This window comes from Amycolatopsis sp., from assembly GCF_035276945.1.
Taxonomy (GTDB): domain Bacteria; phylum Actinomycetota; class Actinomycetes; order Mycobacteriales; family Pseudonocardiaceae; genus Amycolatopsis_E.
Window position 1 is genome coordinate 1 of the sequence record NZ_DATELF010000158.1, and the last position, 16488, is coordinate 16488.

16 protein-coding genes are annotated in these 16488 nt (G+C 69.1%); 9 read left to right on the forward strand and 7 right to left on the reverse strand.

Features of this window, described 5'->3' with window-relative positions; all coding sequences use genetic code 11:
- Positions 1-152 precede the first annotated feature (152 nt).
- Positions 153-2087: an asparagine synthase (glutamine-hydrolyzing) gene (gene asnB, locus VJT49_RS28480; protein ID WP_324168030.1), complete on the reverse strand. Its 1935-nt coding sequence runs from the start codon at positions 2085-2087 to the stop codon at positions 153-155.
- A 199-nt stretch (positions 2088-2286) separates the two neighbouring features.
- Between asnB and VJT49_RS28485 the strand changes: the two genes are divergently transcribed.
- Positions 2287-3195 carry a cytochrome c oxidase subunit II gene (locus tag VJT49_RS28485; RefSeq protein ID WP_324168031.1) on the forward strand — a complete coding sequence of 303 codons (909 nt, stop codon included), beginning with the start codon at positions 2287-2289 and terminating at the stop codon, positions 3193-3195.
- A gap of 185 nt (positions 3196-3380) precedes the next feature.
- Positions 3381-3800 (forward strand): cytochrome c oxidase subunit 4, encoded by a 420-nt coding sequence (locus VJT49_RS28490; RefSeq protein ID WP_324168032.1) that lies wholly within the window; start codon positions 3381-3383, stop codon positions 3798-3800.
- Between the two features lie 542 nt (positions 3801-4342).
- Here the strand turns inward: VJT49_RS28490 and trpD are convergent.
- The 4 genes from trpD to VJT49_RS28510 all read right to left on the reverse strand — a co-directional run bounded on the left by trpD (position 4343) and on the right by VJT49_RS28510 (position 6439).
- A complete protein-coding gene (gene trpD / locus VJT49_RS28495; protein ID WP_324168033.1) occupies positions 4343-5371 on the reverse strand; it encodes an anthranilate phosphoribosyltransferase in 1029 nt (342 codons plus the stop codon).
- Complete coding sequence (locus VJT49_RS28500) at positions 5368-5535, reverse strand: hypothetical protein (RefSeq protein ID WP_324168034.1); 168 nt, start codon at positions 5533-5535, stop codon at positions 5368-5370. The genes trpD and VJT49_RS28500 overlap by 4 nt, the downstream gene beginning before the upstream one ends.
- Positions 5532-5942, reverse strand: a complete 411-nt coding sequence (locus tag VJT49_RS28505) for a hypothetical protein (RefSeq protein WP_324168035.1) — start codon at positions 5940-5942, stop codon at positions 5532-5534. Before VJT49_RS28505 ends, VJT49_RS28500 begins: the two co-directional genes overlap by 4 nt.
- A gap of 83 nt (positions 5943-6025) precedes the next feature.
- The gene (locus tag VJT49_RS28510; protein ID WP_324168036.1) at positions 6026-6439 is read right to left on the reverse strand and encodes a hypothetical protein; all 414 of its coding nucleotides are present in this window, start codon (positions 6437-6439) and stop codon (positions 6026-6028) included.
- A gap of 83 nt (positions 6440-6522) precedes the next feature.
- On the opposite strand from VJT49_RS28510, the gene VJT49_RS28515 reads away from it, so the two are divergent.
- Genes VJT49_RS28515 through VJT49_RS28530 form a run of 4 tightly spaced genes read left to right on the forward strand, consistent with a single transcriptional unit; the run spans position 6523 to position 10799 of the window.
- Positions 6523-7146 carry a heme-copper oxidase subunit III gene (locus VJT49_RS28515; protein WP_324168037.1) on the forward strand — a complete coding sequence of 208 codons (624 nt, stop codon included), beginning with the start codon at positions 6523-6525 and terminating at the stop codon, positions 7144-7146.
- Between the two features lie 46 nt (positions 7147-7192).
- On the forward strand, positions 7193-8011 hold the full coding sequence (locus VJT49_RS28520; RefSeq protein ID WP_324168038.1) for a c-type cytochrome: 819 nt from the start codon (positions 7193-7195) through the stop codon (positions 8009-8011).
- Positions 8008-9150 (forward strand): ubiquinol-cytochrome c reductase iron-sulfur subunit, encoded by a 1143-nt coding sequence (locus VJT49_RS28525; RefSeq protein ID WP_324168039.1) that lies wholly within the window; start codon positions 8008-8010, stop codon positions 9148-9150. Before VJT49_RS28520 ends, VJT49_RS28525 begins: the two co-directional genes overlap by 4 nt.
- Positions 9147-10799, forward strand: coding sequence for a cytochrome bc complex cytochrome b subunit (locus tag VJT49_RS28530; protein WP_324168040.1), 1653 nt, complete (start codon positions 9147-9149; stop codon positions 10797-10799). Before VJT49_RS28525 ends, VJT49_RS28530 begins: the two co-directional genes overlap by 4 nt.
- Positions 10800-10857: 58 nt before the next feature.
- Here the strand turns inward: VJT49_RS28530 and VJT49_RS28535 are convergent, their stop codons facing one another.
- Both VJT49_RS28535 and VJT49_RS28540 read right to left on the reverse strand, forming a co-directional pair.
- Positions 10858-11145 carry an Lrp/AsnC ligand binding domain-containing protein gene (locus VJT49_RS28535; RefSeq protein ID WP_324168041.1) on the reverse strand — a complete coding sequence of 96 codons (288 nt, stop codon included), beginning with the start codon at positions 11143-11145 and terminating at the stop codon, positions 10858-10860.
- 41 nt (positions 11146-11186) lie between these two features.
- Complete coding sequence (locus VJT49_RS28540) at positions 11187-12899, reverse strand: DEDD exonuclease domain-containing protein (protein ID WP_324168042.1); 1713 nt, start codon at positions 12897-12899, stop codon at positions 11187-11189.
- A gap of 175 nt (positions 12900-13074) precedes the next feature.
- Here VJT49_RS28540 and VJT49_RS28545 point away from each other — a divergent pair, with 175 nt between their 5' ends.
- From VJT49_RS28545 to VJT49_RS28555, 3 genes are all read left to right on the forward strand, one after another.
- Complete coding sequence (locus VJT49_RS28545) at positions 13075-14454, forward strand: NYN domain-containing protein (RefSeq protein ID WP_324168043.1); 1380 nt, start codon at positions 13075-13077, stop codon at positions 14452-14454.
- A gap of 331 nt (positions 14455-14785) precedes the next feature.
- Complete coding sequence (locus tag VJT49_RS28550; protein ID WP_324168045.1) at positions 14786-15001, forward strand: hypothetical protein; 216 nt, start codon at positions 14786-14788, stop codon at positions 14999-15001.
- 430 nt (positions 15002-15431) lie between these two features.
- Positions 15432-16481 carry a C40 family peptidase gene (locus VJT49_RS28555; protein WP_324168046.1) on the forward strand — a complete coding sequence of 350 codons (1050 nt, stop codon included), beginning with the start codon at positions 15432-15434 and terminating at the stop codon, positions 16479-16481.
- Positions 16482-16488 lie beyond the last annotated feature (7 nt).

Consider the following 16488-nt stretch of genomic DNA (forward strand, 5'->3'; position numbering starts at 1 on the left):
CCACAATTCGCGTTGTGGCCGGCCGTATCGGCCTTGGCGGAAGGGGACGCGGGGTCTCGCACCCAGGGATCACGGCATCCCGTTGAAGCGGGTGAGCGTTGGACACCATGCCGGCGGGGTCGTGGCCCCTTGCTGTGCGAGTGCTGGACGCGTCAGATCTTGACGGGGTAGGCGGGTTCGGGCACCGCGGGCTTGATGCGGTGTTCGATGAAGATGCCGTGCCAGATCATGAAGACCAGCAGGGCCCAGATGCGGCGGCCGTGGTCCAGCATCCTGGCCTTGTGCTCTTCCAACAGGCGCAGCACCGCGCGCTTGTCGAGCAGGGCGTCGGTGTGTGAGTCGTTGACGATGCCGCGCGCCCAGTCATACATCTCGTCGCGCAGCCACAGCCGGATCGGCACCGGGAAGCCGAGCTTGCGCCGGTTGAGCACGTGTGCGGGCACGATCCCGTCCAGGGCCCGGCGCAGCGCGTACTTGGTGGTCTCCTTGGTGACCTTCTGATCCAGCGGAATCCCGGCCGCGACCTTGAACACCTCGGCGTCCAGGAACGGCACCCGCAGCTCCAGCGAGTTCGCCATGGTCATCTTGTCGGCTTTCACCAGGATGTCGCCGCGCAGCCAGGTGAACAGGTCCACGTGCTGCATCCGGGCCACCGGGTCCCAGCCCGCCGAGGTCCGGTAGTGCTCGGCGGTCACGTCGCGGTGTCCGACGCCCTCGACGAAGGTTCGGAGCACGCCGCGCAGCTGGTCGTCACGGAAGATCCGGGCATTGCCGTAGTAACGGTCCTCCAGGGACAGCGCGCCCCGGCGCAGCAGGTCCTTGCCCCGGGTGCCTTCGGGGATCTTCTCCGACACCTTGCCGAGCAGCCGCCGCACGCTCCCGGGCACCTTCTCGAACGGCGCCAGCGAGATCGGCTCGTTGTAGATCGTGTACCCGCCGAACAGCTCGTCCGAGCCCTCACCGGACAGCACCGCCTTGACGTGCTTGCGCGCCTCGCGGGCGATGAACCACAGCGGGACCAGCGCCGGATCGGCCACCGGATCGTCGAGGTACCAGACGATCAGCGGCAGCGCGTCCATCATCTCGTCGGCGGTCACCGTGCGGATCACGTGCTTCACGCCGATCGCCGCGGCGGACTCGGCGGCCACGTCCACCTCGGAGTAGCCCTCGCGCTCGAAGCCGGTGGTGAACGCGATCAGGTTCGGGTTGTGCTCCTTGGCCAGGGCCGCGATCGCGGTCGAGTCGATGCCGCCGGACAGGAATGCGCCGACGGTGATGTCCGGGTCGGCGATCATGTGCTTGCCGACCGAGTCGCGCATCGCGTCGGCGATCCGCTGGTACAGCGCGTCGGCGTCGGCCTGGGAGTGCACCGGTCGCGCGGCGAACTGTGGGAAGAAGTACCGCTCGTGCTTGAGCTGCCCGCCCGGAGAGACGGTGAAGGAGGTACCGGACTCGATCCGGCGCACCCCGGCGTGCAGAGATTCGGGCTCGGGGACGTACTGCAGAGTCAGGTAGTGCTGCAGCGCGCGGGTGTCGAGCTCTTCCTTGACGCCGAGCACGTCGGACAGTTCCAGCAGGCTCTTCTTCTCGCTTGAGAAGGCCGTCCCACCGGGGCCTGCCGAGTAGAACAACGGCTTGATGCCGAACGGGTCGCGCGCGCCGAAGAGGACCTTCTCGTCGGCGTCCCAGATCAGGAAGGCGAACATGCCGCGCAACCGGCTCACCGCCGCCTGCCCCCAGTAGTGGTAGCCGGCCACGATCGCCTCGCCATCGCCTTCTGTGGCGAATTTCGCATCGTGCTCGGTGGCGAGCTGTTCACGCAGCTCCCGGTAGTTGTAGATCTCGCCGTTGAAGTTGAGGGTGTAGCGGTTCGGCGACTCGGGCGGGCCCCAGGTCAGCGGCTGGTGCGCGTGCTCCACGTCGATGAACGCGAGCCGGTTGAAGCCGTAGACGACCTCGGCCTCCGCCCAGGTGTCGGTCTCGTCGGGTCCCCGGTGGCGCTGGCAGCGCAGGGCCGCACCCACCGCGTCACGGGCCTTGGCCGCGTCGTTTTCGCTGGTACAGACCAGTCCAAGCAGGCCGCACACGTGTACTCACACCCTCGAGTCATCGCCGGTTGTCGAGGGCCCAGTATGCCGGGTCGTCGTGGCGGGGACGGTTACCCCTTGGTCAGCGGGGAATGTCAAACGGTCAGCCCCAGCCCGCCCATCCACCACCACCCTCGACGGACGCGCTCCGCAGGACGCCCTAGACTCCGGCTGTCCACGGAATTCGAGGAGGCCTGGGTTGAAGAGGGTCGGTAAGGTCGCCGCGCTGGCCGGGCTGGTCGCCCTGCTGGCGACCGGGTGCTCGGGTGACGAGGTGCTGCGCTTCGGCTGGCCGGTCGGGGTCACCGAGCAGGCCGACAAGATGCGCTGGCTGTGGACGTGGTCGGTGATCGCGGCGCTGGTCGTCGGCGTGATCGTGTGGGGCCTGATCTTCTGGTCGTCGGCGTTCCACCGCAAGAAGAAGAACGCCGATCCGGCCCAGCTGCCCCGCCAGTTCCAGTACAACGTGCCTCTCGAGCTGTTCTGCGTCGTGCTGCCGCTGGTGATGGTGTGCGTGCTGTTCTTCTTCACCGCGACCACCGAGAGCCAGGTGCTGAACAAGAAGCCCAACCCGGACGTGACGGTCGACGTCATCGCGTTCCAGTGGAACTGGGAGTTCGACTACCCGAAGGAGGCCAAGGACTCCACCGGGCAGACGATCAAGACGGTGGGCAGCTCGGGCGAGATCCCGCTGCTGGTCCTCCCGGTCGGCAAGACCATCCAGTACAACCTGCGGTCCACGGACGTGATCCACTCGTTCTGGGTGCCGGAGTTCAACTTCAAACGGGACGTCTTCCCGTACCCGGACAAGAACAACCAGGACCCCTCGTTCCAGAACACGATCGACCGGCCCGGGTCCTTCGTCGGACGCTGCGCCGAACTGTGCGGCACCTATCACTCGATGATGAACTTCGAGGTCCGGGCCCTGCCGGCGGACGAGTACGCCCGCTACATTCAGCTGCGGACGCAGGTCAACCCGGCCACCGGGTTGCCGAACACCGCCAGTGAAGCACTCTCCGCGCTGGGCTGCGGGCAGCCGTGCACACCGCACGCGGTGACCACACAGCCGTTCAACACCGACCGCACCGCGCGTACGGCCACGAGCTGAGGTGGGTGCGATAATGATTTGGCGGCACCCGGGTCGCCCCGTGAGCGGGCTTGTCGCCGAAGGCTTCGCCGTCTCGGCTGCGGGGCGCCCACCAGACGTGACACCGGTTGGGGCGACTGTCGCGCCCCGTGGACGTGACTGCGATCGCTCGCAGAATTGCCAGGAATACTGAGAAGGGGACTTCCATGAAGGTCGAAGCCCGGATTTTCGACTTGGTCACGGCATTCTGCTTCTTCATCGCCATCGTCTACGGCGTGACCACGTACTACTGGAGCGGCTACGGGGTCGAGCCGGTCGGCTTGGTCTCGCTGATCCTGACCGGTGGCCTCGCGCTGATCGCGGGAAGCTACATGCGGTTCATCTCCCGCCGCATCGAGCCGCGCCCGGAGGACCGCGAGGACGCCGAAATCAGCGACGGCGCCGGCGAGATGGGCTTCTTCAGCCCCGGCAGCTACTGGCCCATCGGCATGGCCGCTTCGGTCGCCACCGCGGGTCTGGCAATGGCCTTCTTCCACATCTGGCTGATCGTCATCGCCGGCGTGCTGATTCTGATCACCGTCGGTGGCCTGGTCTTCGAGTACCACACCGGCCCCAACCACGAATAAAGAGCCTCGCTGGCGCGCGCCCGCGTCGCCAGCCGAACGCGAAACTCGCGACGGTTGCGCGCCTCCGCGAGTCGGGCTTTCGTGATGTGCGAGTCGGGCTTTCGTGGCGGGTGAGTCCGGCTTTGACGCGAGTCCCCTCCGGCGTCGTGTGAGTTCCCCCCTGGCGCGCGAGTTATCAGCTCACGAGTGCGCCGGGCGATTCAGGCAGGTCTATTTGCCTGTACATTCTCCATATTCCCTATTCTGTGCATAATAGGGTCAATTTGGGGTAATAGCCCGAAGGCGGGGGTTTGCGCATGCCGGATACCGTCCAGGAGCAGCACGGCATCCGGCTAACCGCACTGTGTGCCGAATGGGCCGAAGCCGGCCACCGAGTCCGACCGAGGCCGCCAGGTCTGGTTCCTGGCCGATCTGGCGGAACTCCTCGTGCCGCCGCAAGAGCCACCCAACGTTTCGCGTGGACGACCTCGGGTTCCGGCTCGCCCGATCAAGATGACCTCAGCCCGCCCCGAGCCCGGGCAAGGGGGCGGCTGACAACGCCTTCAGGCGTGCGTCGCCCACCTCGCGAGCAGGTCGGCCGCCGCGCCCGAGTCGATCGCCTCGGTGGCCCTGGTCAGCCCGGTGGCCAGGGCGTCGGAGAGTGAACCGGTGAACCCGGCGTGTGCGGCGAGCGCACCCGCCGAGTTGATCAGCACGGCGTCCCGTACCGGCCCCGGCTTTCCCGCTACCAGGTCGCGCACCACCTCGGCGTTGGTCGCGGCGTCCCCGCCGCGCAAGTCCTCCGCCGAAGCGCGGGGAATGTCCAAAGCGGAGGGATCGAAGCGTTCGGCGCGCACCTCGCCGCCGGAGACCACCCACACCGAGCTCGTGGTCGTGGTCGTGATCTCGTCGAGGCCGTCGTCGCCGCGGACCACCAGCACCGTGGCGCCCCGTTCGGCGAACACCTGCGCCAGCACCTCGGTCTTGTCCGGGTACGCGCACCCGATCAGGCCCGCGCGCGGCTGGGCCGGGTTGGTCAGCGGCCCGAGCAGGTTGAACGTCGTGGGCACGCCGAGCTGGCTCCGCGCCGGCCCGGCATGCCGGAATCCTGGATGGAAGACCGGCGCGAAGCAGAAGCCGATACCCACCTCGGCCACGCACCGTTCGACCCCCTCAGGTGGCAGGTCGATCGGGATGCCCAGCGCCTCGAGCACGTCGGCCGCCCCGGCCTTCGACGAGGCCGCGCGGTTGCCGTGCTTGACCACCGGCGCCCCGGCGGCCGCCACGACCAACGCGGCCATGGTGGAGATGTTGACCGAACCGGACCGGTCGCCTCCGGTGCCCACGATGTCCACCGCGTGGACGTCGATGCGCACCCGGCGCGCGTGCGCGAGCATCGCGGACGCCAGCCCGGAGATCTCCGTGGCCGTCTCACCCTTGGCGCGCAACGCGACCGCGAAGCCGCCGATCTGCGCCGGTGTCGCCTCGCCGGACATGATCTGGTCCATCGCCCACGCGGCGTCATCGGCGGAGAGGTCGGCGCCGACGATGAGCTGGTTGAGCAACCCCGGCCAGGTCTGGCTATTACTCACGCTGTGTTCTCCGCAACATTGTGCGCGACCGCGATCGTTTCGACGGCGCGCTCGTCAAGATCCCAGCTCGTCTCGTCGAGAAGGGCGACCCGCCGCCCCGGCTGCGGAAGAAGGCACGCCTTGCGACCGCTTTGATTGCCGCGACCCGGCACGAGCGGGGTCATGCGCGAACGGCCGGGACACGCGGGCCCCGCAGCACGTCCGCGGCGGTCTCCGCCGCGGTCAGGGGGTCGAGTGGGTGCACCAGCACGGCGTCCGCCTGCGACCAGGTGGCCAGCCACCGGTCGTCCTTGCGGCGCACCGCGACCACGATCGGCGGGCAGTCGTCGATTTCGTGCTTGAGCTGGCGGCACAGCCCGATGCCGCCGGTCGGCTGGGCCTCACCGTCCAGGATCGCGAGGTCGATGTCGCCGGTGTCCATCTCCATCAGCACCTCCGCCACACCGGCGGCCTCGACGTAGTCGACCCGGCCGAGATCGGTGGCGGGACGGCGGCCGACCGCCGACATGATCGACTCGCGCACTTCCGGCCGGTGACTGAAGACCAGAACCCTCATCGGCTGCTCGCTCATGGACCTAGATGCTAGTGTTCGCGGCCCCCGGAGCGCGAACACCATCCCGTGCGGCGGCCGGCTCGGGCCTGCCGTGGCCAATCTCACGCCTGTCCTCGTGGCTGCAACGCGTCCCAGCCCAGCGAATCCCCGCCGAGCCGTTGTGCGAGCCCGGCCATTCTGGCGCGTTCTTGCGCACAGTGGAGCGTGTCGAGGGTCTGCACGCGCAGCGCGTGCAGCCGCACCGAGCTGCCGGATCCGGACACCGTGCGTAATTCCCACCCGTCCTGGGCAAGGATTCGCGCCGCCTCGCCTACCACCTCCGGCGGTAACGCCAGATGGTGTCGCAGCACGGCCGGCTCCGCGGCGGTCCACTGCTTCGCCCTGGCCAGTACCGCCGAGTCGGCTTCTGCCACGTCAAACGCCTCCGCCACCACGACCAGACCCGGGGAGTCCACCGCCAGCCGCGGTTGCGGGCGCTTTCCGAGCAGCTCCCGCACGCGATTCAACATGCCCATGGCCATCCCTCACGTTCCGCATTGGTGGTCGCGGCCAACCCGCGTCAGACCCGACCGGGCGGGCCGAGACCCAGGAGGACATAATGCGACTCGTGACAGCTCCCACCATCAGCCAGCGGGTGCACTCGCTGAACCGGCCGAACATGGTCAGTGTCGGCACGATCGTGTGGCTCTCCAGTGAGCTCATGTTCTTCGCCGGGCTGTTCGCGATGTTCTTCACGATCAAGGCGCAGAACTCCAGCGGGGTCTGGCCGCCGATCAACCCGGCCACCGGCGAGCCGATCCACCTGGACATCCCGTATTCGCTGCCCTTCACGATCATCCTGGTGGCGTCGTCGTTCACCTGCCAGCTCGGTGTGTTCGCCGCCGAGCGCGGGGACGTCTACGGCCTGCGCCGCTGGTACGTGGTGACCTTCCTGATGGGCGCGATCTTCCTGGCGGGCCAGGCGGGTGAGTACGCCAGTCTCATCGAGGAGGGCGTCACCATCCCCTCCAGCGCGTGGGGCTCGATCTTCTTCGTCGCGACCGGTTTCCACGGTCTGCACGTCGCTGGTGGGCTCGTCGCATTCGTGTACCTGCTCATCCGCACCAAGCTGAGCAAGTTCACGCCCGCGCAGGCGACCTCGGCGATCGTGGTGTCCTACTACTGGCACTTCGTCGACATCGTGTGGATCGGCCTGTTCGCGGTCATCGAACTCCTCCCCTGACCGCAGGGCCTTTTCCCGAACTCCGACAGCAAGGGTTGCCGCAGAGATGACCACCAGCAAGAAGACCTCCGAGCGCAGGTTCCGCGCGCGCACGAAGCTGCGCAGGCGGGTGGCGGGCCTGCTCGCGCTGGGTGTGGCGCTGCTCGGCGCGGGAGCGGCCTACGCCGTCTTCGTGCCGAAGCCACAGACCGCGCAGGCCCAGGAGAACCCGGCCCAGTTGCGGCTGGGCGAGCAGGTCTACAACAACACCTGCATCACCTGCCACGGCTCGAACCTGCAGGGCGTCAAGGACCGCGGGCCGAGCCTGATCGGCGTCGGCGACGCGGCGGTGTACTTCCAGACCTCCTCCGGCCGGATGCCGATGGCGCGCCAGGAGGCTCAGGCCGAACGCAAGCCGCCGAAGCTGACCCCGGAGGAGATCGACGCGGTCGGTGCCTACGTCCAGGCCAACGGCGGCGGCCCCGAGCGGCCCGCCGAGACCGGTGCGGCGCTGCGCGGCTCGGACGTGGCGCGCGGTGGCGAGCTGTTCCGGCTCAACTGTGCTTCCTGCCACAACTTCACCGGCCGGGGTGGCGCCCTGTCCGCCGGGAAGTTCGCGCCGGGCCTCGACCCGGCCAGCGAAGACCAGATCTACACCGCGATGCTCACCGGCCCGCAGAACATGCCGAAGTTCTCCGACCGGCAACTCACGCCGGACGAGAAGAAGGACATCGTGGCCTACATCAAGTCGGTGTCGGACGGGAACAACAACCCCGGCGGTGCGTCGCTGAGCGGGTTCGGCCCGGCGTCCGAAGGCGTCATCGCTTGGGTCGTGGGTATCGCCGCGTTGGTCGGCGTGACCTTGTGGATTGGATCGAGGGCATGAGCAGCAAGGACGTACCTCAGCCGTCCGAATCGGAACTGGCCGAGATGGACCGGGACCAGCTGGTCAAGCTGGGTGCGGCGCTGGACGGCGTGGAGATCGTCGACTATCCGGAGCCGTGGCCGGTCAAGGGCACACGCGCGGAAAAGCGGGCCGAACGCGTCATCGCGCTGTGGTTCACCATCGCCGGGCTCGCCGGGCTCGCGTTCGTGGTGCTGTTGTGCTGGCCGGATGTGTGGAAGTACAGGTCGCCCGAGTCCGGGGACACCTTCTGGTACGACCTCTACACGCCCGCGCTGGGCGTGACGCTGGGCCTGGCGGTCCTCGGTCTCGCGATCGGCATCCTGCTCTACACCAAGAAGTTCGTTCCGCAGGAACTGTCGGTGCAGGAGCGCAACGACGGCGCCGGCGAGGGCTCGGCGGAAATCGACAAGCAGACGATCGTCGCGCAGCTGGCCGACTCCGGCAGCCGCAGCACGATCGCCCGGCGGTCGGTGATCAAGCGCAGCGCCGCGCTCGGCGGTGGTGCGCTCGGCCTCGGCCTGGTGGCCCTTCCGGTGGCGTCGTTCATCAAGAGTCCGTGGAAGGCGAACAACCCGGCGGACACGCTGTGGCACACCCCGTGGGCCCCGGAGCACGCCGGTGACGTCGTCTACCTCCGGCGCTACACGGGCAAGCCGCACGACATCGTGCTCATCCGCCCGGAGGACCTGGACGCGGGCGGCATGGAGACCGTTTTCCCGTTCCACGAGTCCCAGCGCGACGACCCGGAGAAGCTGGCCGCGACCTTCAACCGGTCGGACACCCCGGTCATGCTGATCCGGCTCCGCCCGGAGGACGTCGCCAGGGTGACCAAGCGGGCCGGCCAGGAGGACTTCAACTTCGGCGAGTACTACGCCTACAGCAAGATCTGTACTCACGTCGGCTGTCCCACGTCGCTGTACGAGCAGCGGACCAACCGGATCCTCTGCCCGTGTCACCAGTCGCAGTTCGACGCGCTGCACTACGGCAAGCCGATCTTCGGCCCGGCGACCCGCGCGCTGCCGCAGTTGCCCATCACGGTCAACGAAGAGGGATACTTGGTGGCACGCAGCGACTTCATCGAGCCGGTCGGACCGGCCTTTTGGGAGCGGAAGTCATGAGTTCACTCACCACGCCCACCAAGGGTGCCAGCGCGCTCGAGAAGCATGCGGCCGAGGCAGCGACCAACATGGACCAGCGGTACCACCTGGCCAAGGGCCTGCGGCACCAGCTGAACAAGGTGTTCCCGACACACTGGTCGTTCCTGCTCGGGGAGATCGCGCTCTACAGCTTCATCGTGCTGATCGCCTCCGGGGTGTATCTGACCCTGTTCTTCGACCCGTCGATGTCGGAGGTCACCTACCAGGGCAGCTTCACCGGCCTGCAGGGCGTGGAGATGTCGCGGGCGTTCGCGACCACCCTGGACATCTCGTTCGATGTGCGGGGCGGCCTGTTCGTGCGGCAGTTGCACCACTGGGCGGCGCTGATCTTCGTCGCGGCGATGATGGTGCACATGTTCCGGATCTTCTTCACCGGCGCGTTCCGTCGGCCGCGTGAGGCGAACTGGATCGTCGGCGGGCTGCTGCTGATCCTGGGCATGTTCGAGGGCTTCTTCGGCTACTCCCTGCCGGACGACCTGCTGTCCGGCACCGGTATCCGGGCCACGCTGTCCGGCGTCGTGCTGTCGGTCCCGGTGATGGGCACCTGGCTGCACTGGGCGCTGTTCGGCGGCGAGTTCCCCGGTGACCAGATCGTGCCCCGGATGTACACGCTGCACATCCTGCTGCTGCCCGGGATCATGCTCGCGCTGGTCGGTGCTCATCTGGCGCTGGTGTGGTACCAGAAGCACACCCAGTTCCCCGGGGTGCGGCGCAAGGAGACCAACGTGGTCGGCGTGCGCATCATGCCGGTGTTCGCGCTCAAGGGAGGCGCGTTCTTCGCGGTGACCACCGGTGTGCTCGCGCTGATGGCGGGCGTCTTCCAGATCAACCCGATCTGGAACATCGGCCCGTACAACGCCGCGCAGGTGTCGGCCGGTTCGCAGCCGGACTGGTACCTGGCCTGGGCCGACGGCATACTGCGGATCTTCCCCGCCTGGGAGCTCTACCTCGGCAATTACACGGTCCCGGCGGTGTTCTTCGCGGGCGGGGTCGGCCTGCCCATCCTGTTCGCGCTGTTCCTGGTCTATCCGTTCATCGAGCGGAAGCTGTCCGGGGACACCGCGCACCACAACCTGCTGCAGCGGCCGCGGGACGTGCCGGTGCGGACCAGCCTCGGCATGATGGCGCTGGCGTTCTTCGCGGTGATCGAGGCGTCGGGGTTCAACGACATCATCGCCGACCAGTTCGACATCTCGCTGAACGCGACGACCTGGGCGGGCCGGATCGGGGTGCTGGTGGCGCCTCCGCTGGCCTACTTCATCACCTACCGGATCTGCCTCGGCTTGCAGCGGGCCGACCGCGAGGTGCTGGAGCACGGCGTCGAGACGGGCATCATCAAGCGGCTGCCGCACGGTGAGTTCATCGAGGTCCACCAGCCGCTCGCGGGCGTGGACTCGCACGGCCACCCGATCCCGCTGGAGTACCAGGGCGCCCCGGTGCCGAAGAAGATGAACAAGCTCGGCGCGGCCGGCCGTCCGGTCCCCGGCACGTTGCTGGCGCCGGACCCGGCCGAGGAAACCGCGGCGCTCGACCGCGCCAAGGGCAACGGCCACGGCGAGGCCACTTCCGCCGAAGAGGTCCCCGCCGGCTGGAAGACCCCGGACCACTAGGTCGGACGACGAGGAGTCCAACGTGACGTTTCACGTTGGGCTCCTCGGTTTTCCCGGCTCAGTCGGCGTCGGGAACGCCGATCGCGAAGGCCGATTCGGTGTCCTTGGTCGAGTAGGAGCGGAACGCGATGTGCGTGTCCGTGTCGATCACGCCCGGCACCTTGCCGATCCTGCCGGGAATCAGGTCCGCGAGATCCTCGTGCCGGGCCACCCGGACGATCGCGATGAGATCGACGTCGCCGGCGCACGAGTACACCTCGGAGACGCCGTCGATGTCGGCGATCGCCTGCGCGGTCTCCGGGATGGCCTCGGCCACGGCGTGGATCAGCACGATCGCGGTGATCACTCGCGTTCCTCCTCGTTGTGAGTGGCTGTTTCGGCTCAAGCCTAGCCAGCGCCGGTGTTCTCCAGGGCCACCGCGGTCGCGGCGCGCTCAAGCCAGTTGCCCCAGCCGCCGGCGCCGCGGGCGGGCTCGGCCCACGGCACCGCCGTGCGGACCAACCGCACGCCCGGCCGGGTCAACCAGCGCAGGAGGAGGCCGACCTCCTCGGCAGGCGCGCCGCGCAGCGGGCCGGGCCCCGGCTCGACCGTTTCCGCCGCGGCCACGAGCGCGTCGACGACGGGCATCGGCGGGACGCCCCGGCGGGCCACTCCGGCCGAGGCGAGCCTGCCGTGCCGGATCACCGCGAACTCCCAACCGCCCGCGCCATCCGGGGATGCTCCGATCAGTTCCGGAATGGCGGCCAACGCGGACAGCCTGTGCGCCCGCCGGACCGCGTGCACCAGCACGGCCAGCTCGTCCCGCCACCGGGCCGCCTGTTCGAAATGCTGCGCTTCGGTGAGCGAATCGAGCCGGCGCAGCGCGGAATCCAGCGGCGCCGCCCCCGTTCCTTCGATCAGTTCGAGAACCGCGTCGACGCCGGGCCGGTATTCGTCGCTGCTCTGCCGTCCGGCGCACGGCGCCGCGCACCGGCCCAGTTCCGCCAGCGTGCACGGCCTTCCCGACGGCGCTCGCGCGGAGATCCGTTGCGTGCAGGTGCGCAGCCCGGAGGCGCCGGACAGCACGTCCGCGGCGAGCTTGGCGGCGGCCTGTGAGCGAAACGGCCCGAGCGCGCCGTCCCTGGCCACCCGGACCACCGAGAGCCGCGGGAAGGCCTCTTCGGTCACCACGAGCCACCACGAGGCGTGCGGGTTCTTCGATCGCCGGTTGTAGGCGGGCCGGTGCGCGGCGAGCAGCCGCAACTCCCGCACCTGCGCTTCCAGCGCGTGCGAGCATTCGATCGCGTCGACCCGGCCGGCCAGCGCGACCATTTCCCGGATCCGGCCGCGGCTTTCCGAACCGGTGAAGTACTGGCGCACGCGCCGCCGCAGATTCCGTGCCGTCCCGACATAGAGCACTTCGTCCGAAGGGCCACGGAACAGGTACACACCAGGCCGCTCGGGCAGGTGCGCGGCCATCCCGCGCTTGCCGCGTTGTGCCGTGGTGACCTCGGGCAGGTAGTCGAGCAGCTCCTCCAGCGAGTGGACGCCCACCGGTCCGAGCCGCTCGAGGAGGGCGTGCAGGACGTCCACCGTCGCGCGGGCGTCGACCAGCGCCCGGTGGTTCGGCGTCGTGGCCGAGCCGAACAGCGCGGCCAGCGCGGCGAGCCGGTGACTTGGCGTGTCCTGCCGCGTGAGCACCCGCCGCGCCAGCCGGACGGTGCACACCACGGCCGGCCTGGGCCAGGCGTAGCCGTACTCGCCGCACGCCGCGCGCAGGAAACCGGTGTCGAACGGAGCGTTGTGCGCGACCAGCACCGCGCCGGCGGCGAACTCCAGGAACGCCGGCAGCACCTGGCCGAGGGGCGGAGCGTCGAGCAGCATCGCGCCGGTGATCCCGGTCAGCGCGACGATCTGCGGCGGAACCGGCATGCCGGGATCGACCAGGGTCGCGAACTCGCCGAGCACCTCACCGCCGCGCACCTTGACCGCGCCGATCTCGGTAATCCCGTCCTGGCCGGGCCGCGTGCCCGTGGTCTCCAGGTCGAACACGACGAACGTGGTGTCCCGGAGCGGAGTGCCGAGCTCGTCGAAGGCAAGTTGATCACTCGCGGCACGCATGATCGGCACCCTAAACACACCCACCGACAATTTTGTTTCGCGACGCGCCACGGGACGTTCGTGGCCGCCGGACGACCACGCCGGAGGCCCGTCGCCCGCGCGTTCCAGCCGTTTCGAACGTCCCGTTGGGCGAGCCACACCTGCCATCGGCGAGTCCGGCCCTTACCCTGGATGGATGCCGCCCTCAGCGCACGCGGAACAGCCGGCCGCCCCAGCCCCAGTCCTCCGGCCGCCCTCCGCTGCCCAGCGGCCGGAGCCGGGGCCCGAGCAGCCCAACGACTGGCGTGAGCTGCCCGAACCCGTCCGCGTCCGGCTGGCCGAGCTCGCCGCGGAGGCACTCGGGAAGATGCCCAGACTGGACATTCCGCAGCAGTTGAGGCCGGTCGCGAAGTTCGCGCCGGCCAAACGGGCCCGCCTCGGCGCGACTGCCCTGCTGACCACTCTGCAGGACTCGTCCGCCTTCCGCACCGCGACGCTGGAATGGCTGCGTGAGTACCGACCCGACGCGCTGAACCCCAACGACGGGGATTCGGTGGCCGCGGCCACCGCCGCGCTGCTGCTCGGGGAAGCGTCGGCGAACTCGCGAGTCCGGCTGGTGGCCAAGAACGCGGCCGAAACGGCGCTGCGGGCGGAGCGGGATGCCGCGATCGCGCGTAATCAACGGCTCGAGGCGGAGCTGGCGCAGCTCCAGGCGGAGCTTTCGGCCGCGCTGGAAGCGGTCGACCAGGCGCGTCGCGAGCGTGAGGAGGAGGTCGTCAAGCTCCGAGGCCGCCTGCGGGAGCAGGGTGTCGTGCTGAAGCAGGCGCGGGACGCGGCCGAGCAGGCGCGAGCGCAAGCCGAGCAGGCGGACGCGCACCGGGACGAAGAGCTGGCTTCGCTGACCGCGCGGCTCGAGCGTGAGCGGCAGCGGGCGGCAACCGAACGCGCCCGCGCCGAACGGGCCGTGGCCGACGCGGAGATCGCGCGGCAGTCCGCCCGCGAGGCCCGTGACGCCGACGAGGTGCGGTTGCGGCTGCTCGTGGACACCTTGGACGGTGCCGTGGCCGGACTGCGCCGTGAGCTGTCCCTCGGCACCGGCACGCTGCGGCCCGCGGATCAGCTCCGGGGTGCGCGGGCAGGCGCGGCAAACGGCAGCCAGGTCCGCGATCCGGCCGCGCTCGACCGCTTGCTCGCGCTGCCGAGCGTGCACCTCGTCGTGGACGGTTACAACGTCACCAAGACCGGCTATCCGGAGCTCGCCCTTGCCGACCAGCGTGACCGGCTCGTCCAGCAACTGGGCGCGCTGGCCTCGCGGACCGGTGCGGAGGTGACCGTCGTCTTCGACGGCGCGGGCGTGCTCGCGGTGCCCACAGCCGCGATCCGCGGGGTCCGTGTGCTGTTCTCGAAGCGCGGCGTGCTCGCCGACGACGTGATCCGTGAACTGGTCGCCGCCGAACCCACCGGACGCCCGCTGGTGGTGGCGACCTCGGACCGAGCGGTCGCGGACTCGACGCGCTCCCTGGGCGCGCACTCCGTGGCCTCCGCGGTCCTGCTCACCCGCCTCGGCCGCGTCTGAGCCCGATCGGCTGGGACCCGACCCCGCGAAGCCGCGGGGCGGAAAGGCCGGTCGTGGTCTATCGGAGGTTGGCGGTCGGTGTCGCGGTCTGGCTGCCCGTGCACGTGCTCGAACCATGTTGCTGGGTACGCCGGGGAAATGTGCGATGGGCGCTTGGTGGTCGACAACGATGGTGTACGGGGGTGGGGAGGTAGGCCGCCGTCGTGGTTGACCGGAGGTTGGTGGTCGGTGTCGCGGCCTGGCTGCCCGCACACGTGCTCGAACAAAACTGTCGGTGGGGGTGCTTAACGTAGGTCCCGACGTAGTCGAACCAAGGTTCGAGGAGGGACTTGTGAACGACGAAGGCGTGACCGTCGACTGCGGCCGGTGTGTGCTGCGGGGCATTTCCTGTGCCGACTGTGTGGTCGGGGCGCTGGTGGATGCGCCACGGCCGGTCGAATGGGACGAAACCGAGTGGCGGGCGGTGCAGGCGCTCTCGGACGGTGGCCTGGTACCGGAGTTGCGGATGACTCCGCTGAGACGGACGTTCCGGGACAAAGCGGCCTGAAGCAGCGGAAACGGCAAACGGTCGATCTGGTCGACGAACGGTCAGTAGTCGGGCGCTCATCCAGATGGGGGCATGGTTACACCCATTGGATTTCTGCTGATCCAAATGAGTGACCCTGTCATCACCGAGAGTTTTTTTGTGGGGGCAGGTAGACGCGAAGGCTGCGTTTCCGTAACCTGTCCGAGATCTCGCGGGCGATAGTCGCCTACCCGTGGCGGCGACGCGAGATCGCCGCCGAAGCAGCTTTGTCGGGGAGCTGCGCCGGAACCAGCGCGTTGAACCAGGTGCACTACCTCTGCGCCTGGGACCGGGCTGGAGTCGCTGCCAGCCGGGTCGGGTGAGGTGTCCACCCGTACGGCGTGCGGAGGGCCCCCGACCTCCGCGGTGGCGGCGTCGGCAGGCGGCCGAGCGCAAAGGAGACACGCGCGGCGTGCAGTCGCAACCGTTGAAGCGCGTGGTCGCAGGAGCTCTGGCAGCCACCGCCGTAATCGTGGCTGTCGGCTTCCCTCAGGCCACCGCCCTCCCCGCCCCCCTACTCGACAACCCCCCGACCAACTCGTCGGACGCGCTGGCGCAGTACCGTCAGCTCTCGCAGCAGGCCGAACAGCTCAACGAGCAGAAGCTGCGGGCGCAGGCGGACTACGACGCCAAGCAGGCCGACCTCAACAAGGCGAACGCAGATCTCGCCGCGGCTCAGCAGGCGGTGCAGAAGGCCCTCGCCGACCAGTCCGGCTACCAGGGCGAGGTCGACCAGTTCACCGACGAGTCGTTCGTCAGTGGCGCCCAGTTCGCGAAGCTGTCCACTCTGCTCAGCGGCACCTCGACCCAGGACTTCCTGGACCGGTCCTCGGCGCTCGCGGTGCTCGCCGACGGCAAGAACAAGGTGTTGCGGGGCTACCTCGACGCGTCCGGCGCGGCCGCGGCGGCCCAGCAGCAGACCAACGACGCCAAGAACCGGGCGCAGGCCGCGTCGGACGCGGCGCGGCAACTGCTCAACGACCTCAACGCGCGCTCGGCCGACCTGCAGAAGCAGATCGACGAGATCAACCAGGTCCGGACCAGGCTGTCCGCCGCGGACCGGGCCGCGCAGCGGGACACCGGTGGTGCAGCCCCGGGCCTGCCGGCGCCGACCCAGGCCGCCCAGTCCGCGATCAACGCCGCGTTGAGCAGGCTCGGGGACCCCTACGTGTACGGGGCCACCGGTCCGAACACCTTCGACTGCTCCGGGCTGATGCTGTGGTCGTACAATCAGGCGGGCACGACCCTGCCCCGCACCGCGGCACAGCAGCAGCAGAACGGCGTCGCCGTGCTGCTGTCCCAGATCCAGCCGGGTGACCTGCTCTTCGAGGGCTCGCCCGCTTACCACGTGGCGATGTACCTGGGCAACGGCAAGATGGTGCAGGCGCCCGACACCGGCGATGTGGTCAAGATCTCATCGGTCCCGAACAACATCAGCAATGCCCGCCGGGTCGCTACTTGACCTGTGG

Coding starts and splice junctions, on each gene's coding strand:
- VJT49_RS28490 (WP_324168032.1), top strand. CDS start 3,381: ATGAAGGTCGAAGCCCGGATTTTCGACTTGGTCACGGCATTCTGCTTC.
- VJT49_RS28500 (WP_324168034.1), bottom strand. CDS start 5,535: ATGACCCCGCTCGTGCCGGGTCGCGGCAATCAAAGCGGTCGCAAGGCG.
- VJT49_RS28505 (WP_324168035.1), bottom strand. CDS start 5,942: ATGAGCGAGCAGCCGATGAGGGTTCTGGTCTTCAGTCACCGGCCGGAA.
- VJT49_RS28510 (WP_324168036.1), bottom strand. CDS start 6,439: ATGGGCATGTTGAATCGCGTGCGGGAGCTGCTCGGAAAGCGCCCGCAA.
- VJT49_RS28515 (WP_324168037.1), top strand. CDS start 6,523: ATGCGACTCGTGACAGCTCCCACCATCAGCCAGCGGGTGCACTCGCTG.
- VJT49_RS28520 (WP_324168038.1), top strand. CDS start 7,193: ATGACCACCAGCAAGAAGACCTCCGAGCGCAGGTTCCGCGCGCGCACG.
- VJT49_RS28525 (WP_324168039.1), top strand. CDS start 8,008: ATGAGCAGCAAGGACGTACCTCAGCCGTCCGAATCGGAACTGGCCGAG.
- VJT49_RS28530 (WP_324168040.1), top strand. CDS start 9,147: ATGAGTTCACTCACCACGCCCACCAAGGGTGCCAGCGCGCTCGAGAAG.
- VJT49_RS28540 (WP_324168042.1), bottom strand. CDS start 12,899: ATGCGTGCCGCGAGTGATCAACTTGCCTTCGACGAGCTCGGCACTCCG.
- VJT49_RS28545 (WP_324168043.1), top strand. CDS start 13,075: ATGCCGCCCTCAGCGCACGCGGAACAGCCGGCCGCCCCAGCCCCAGTC.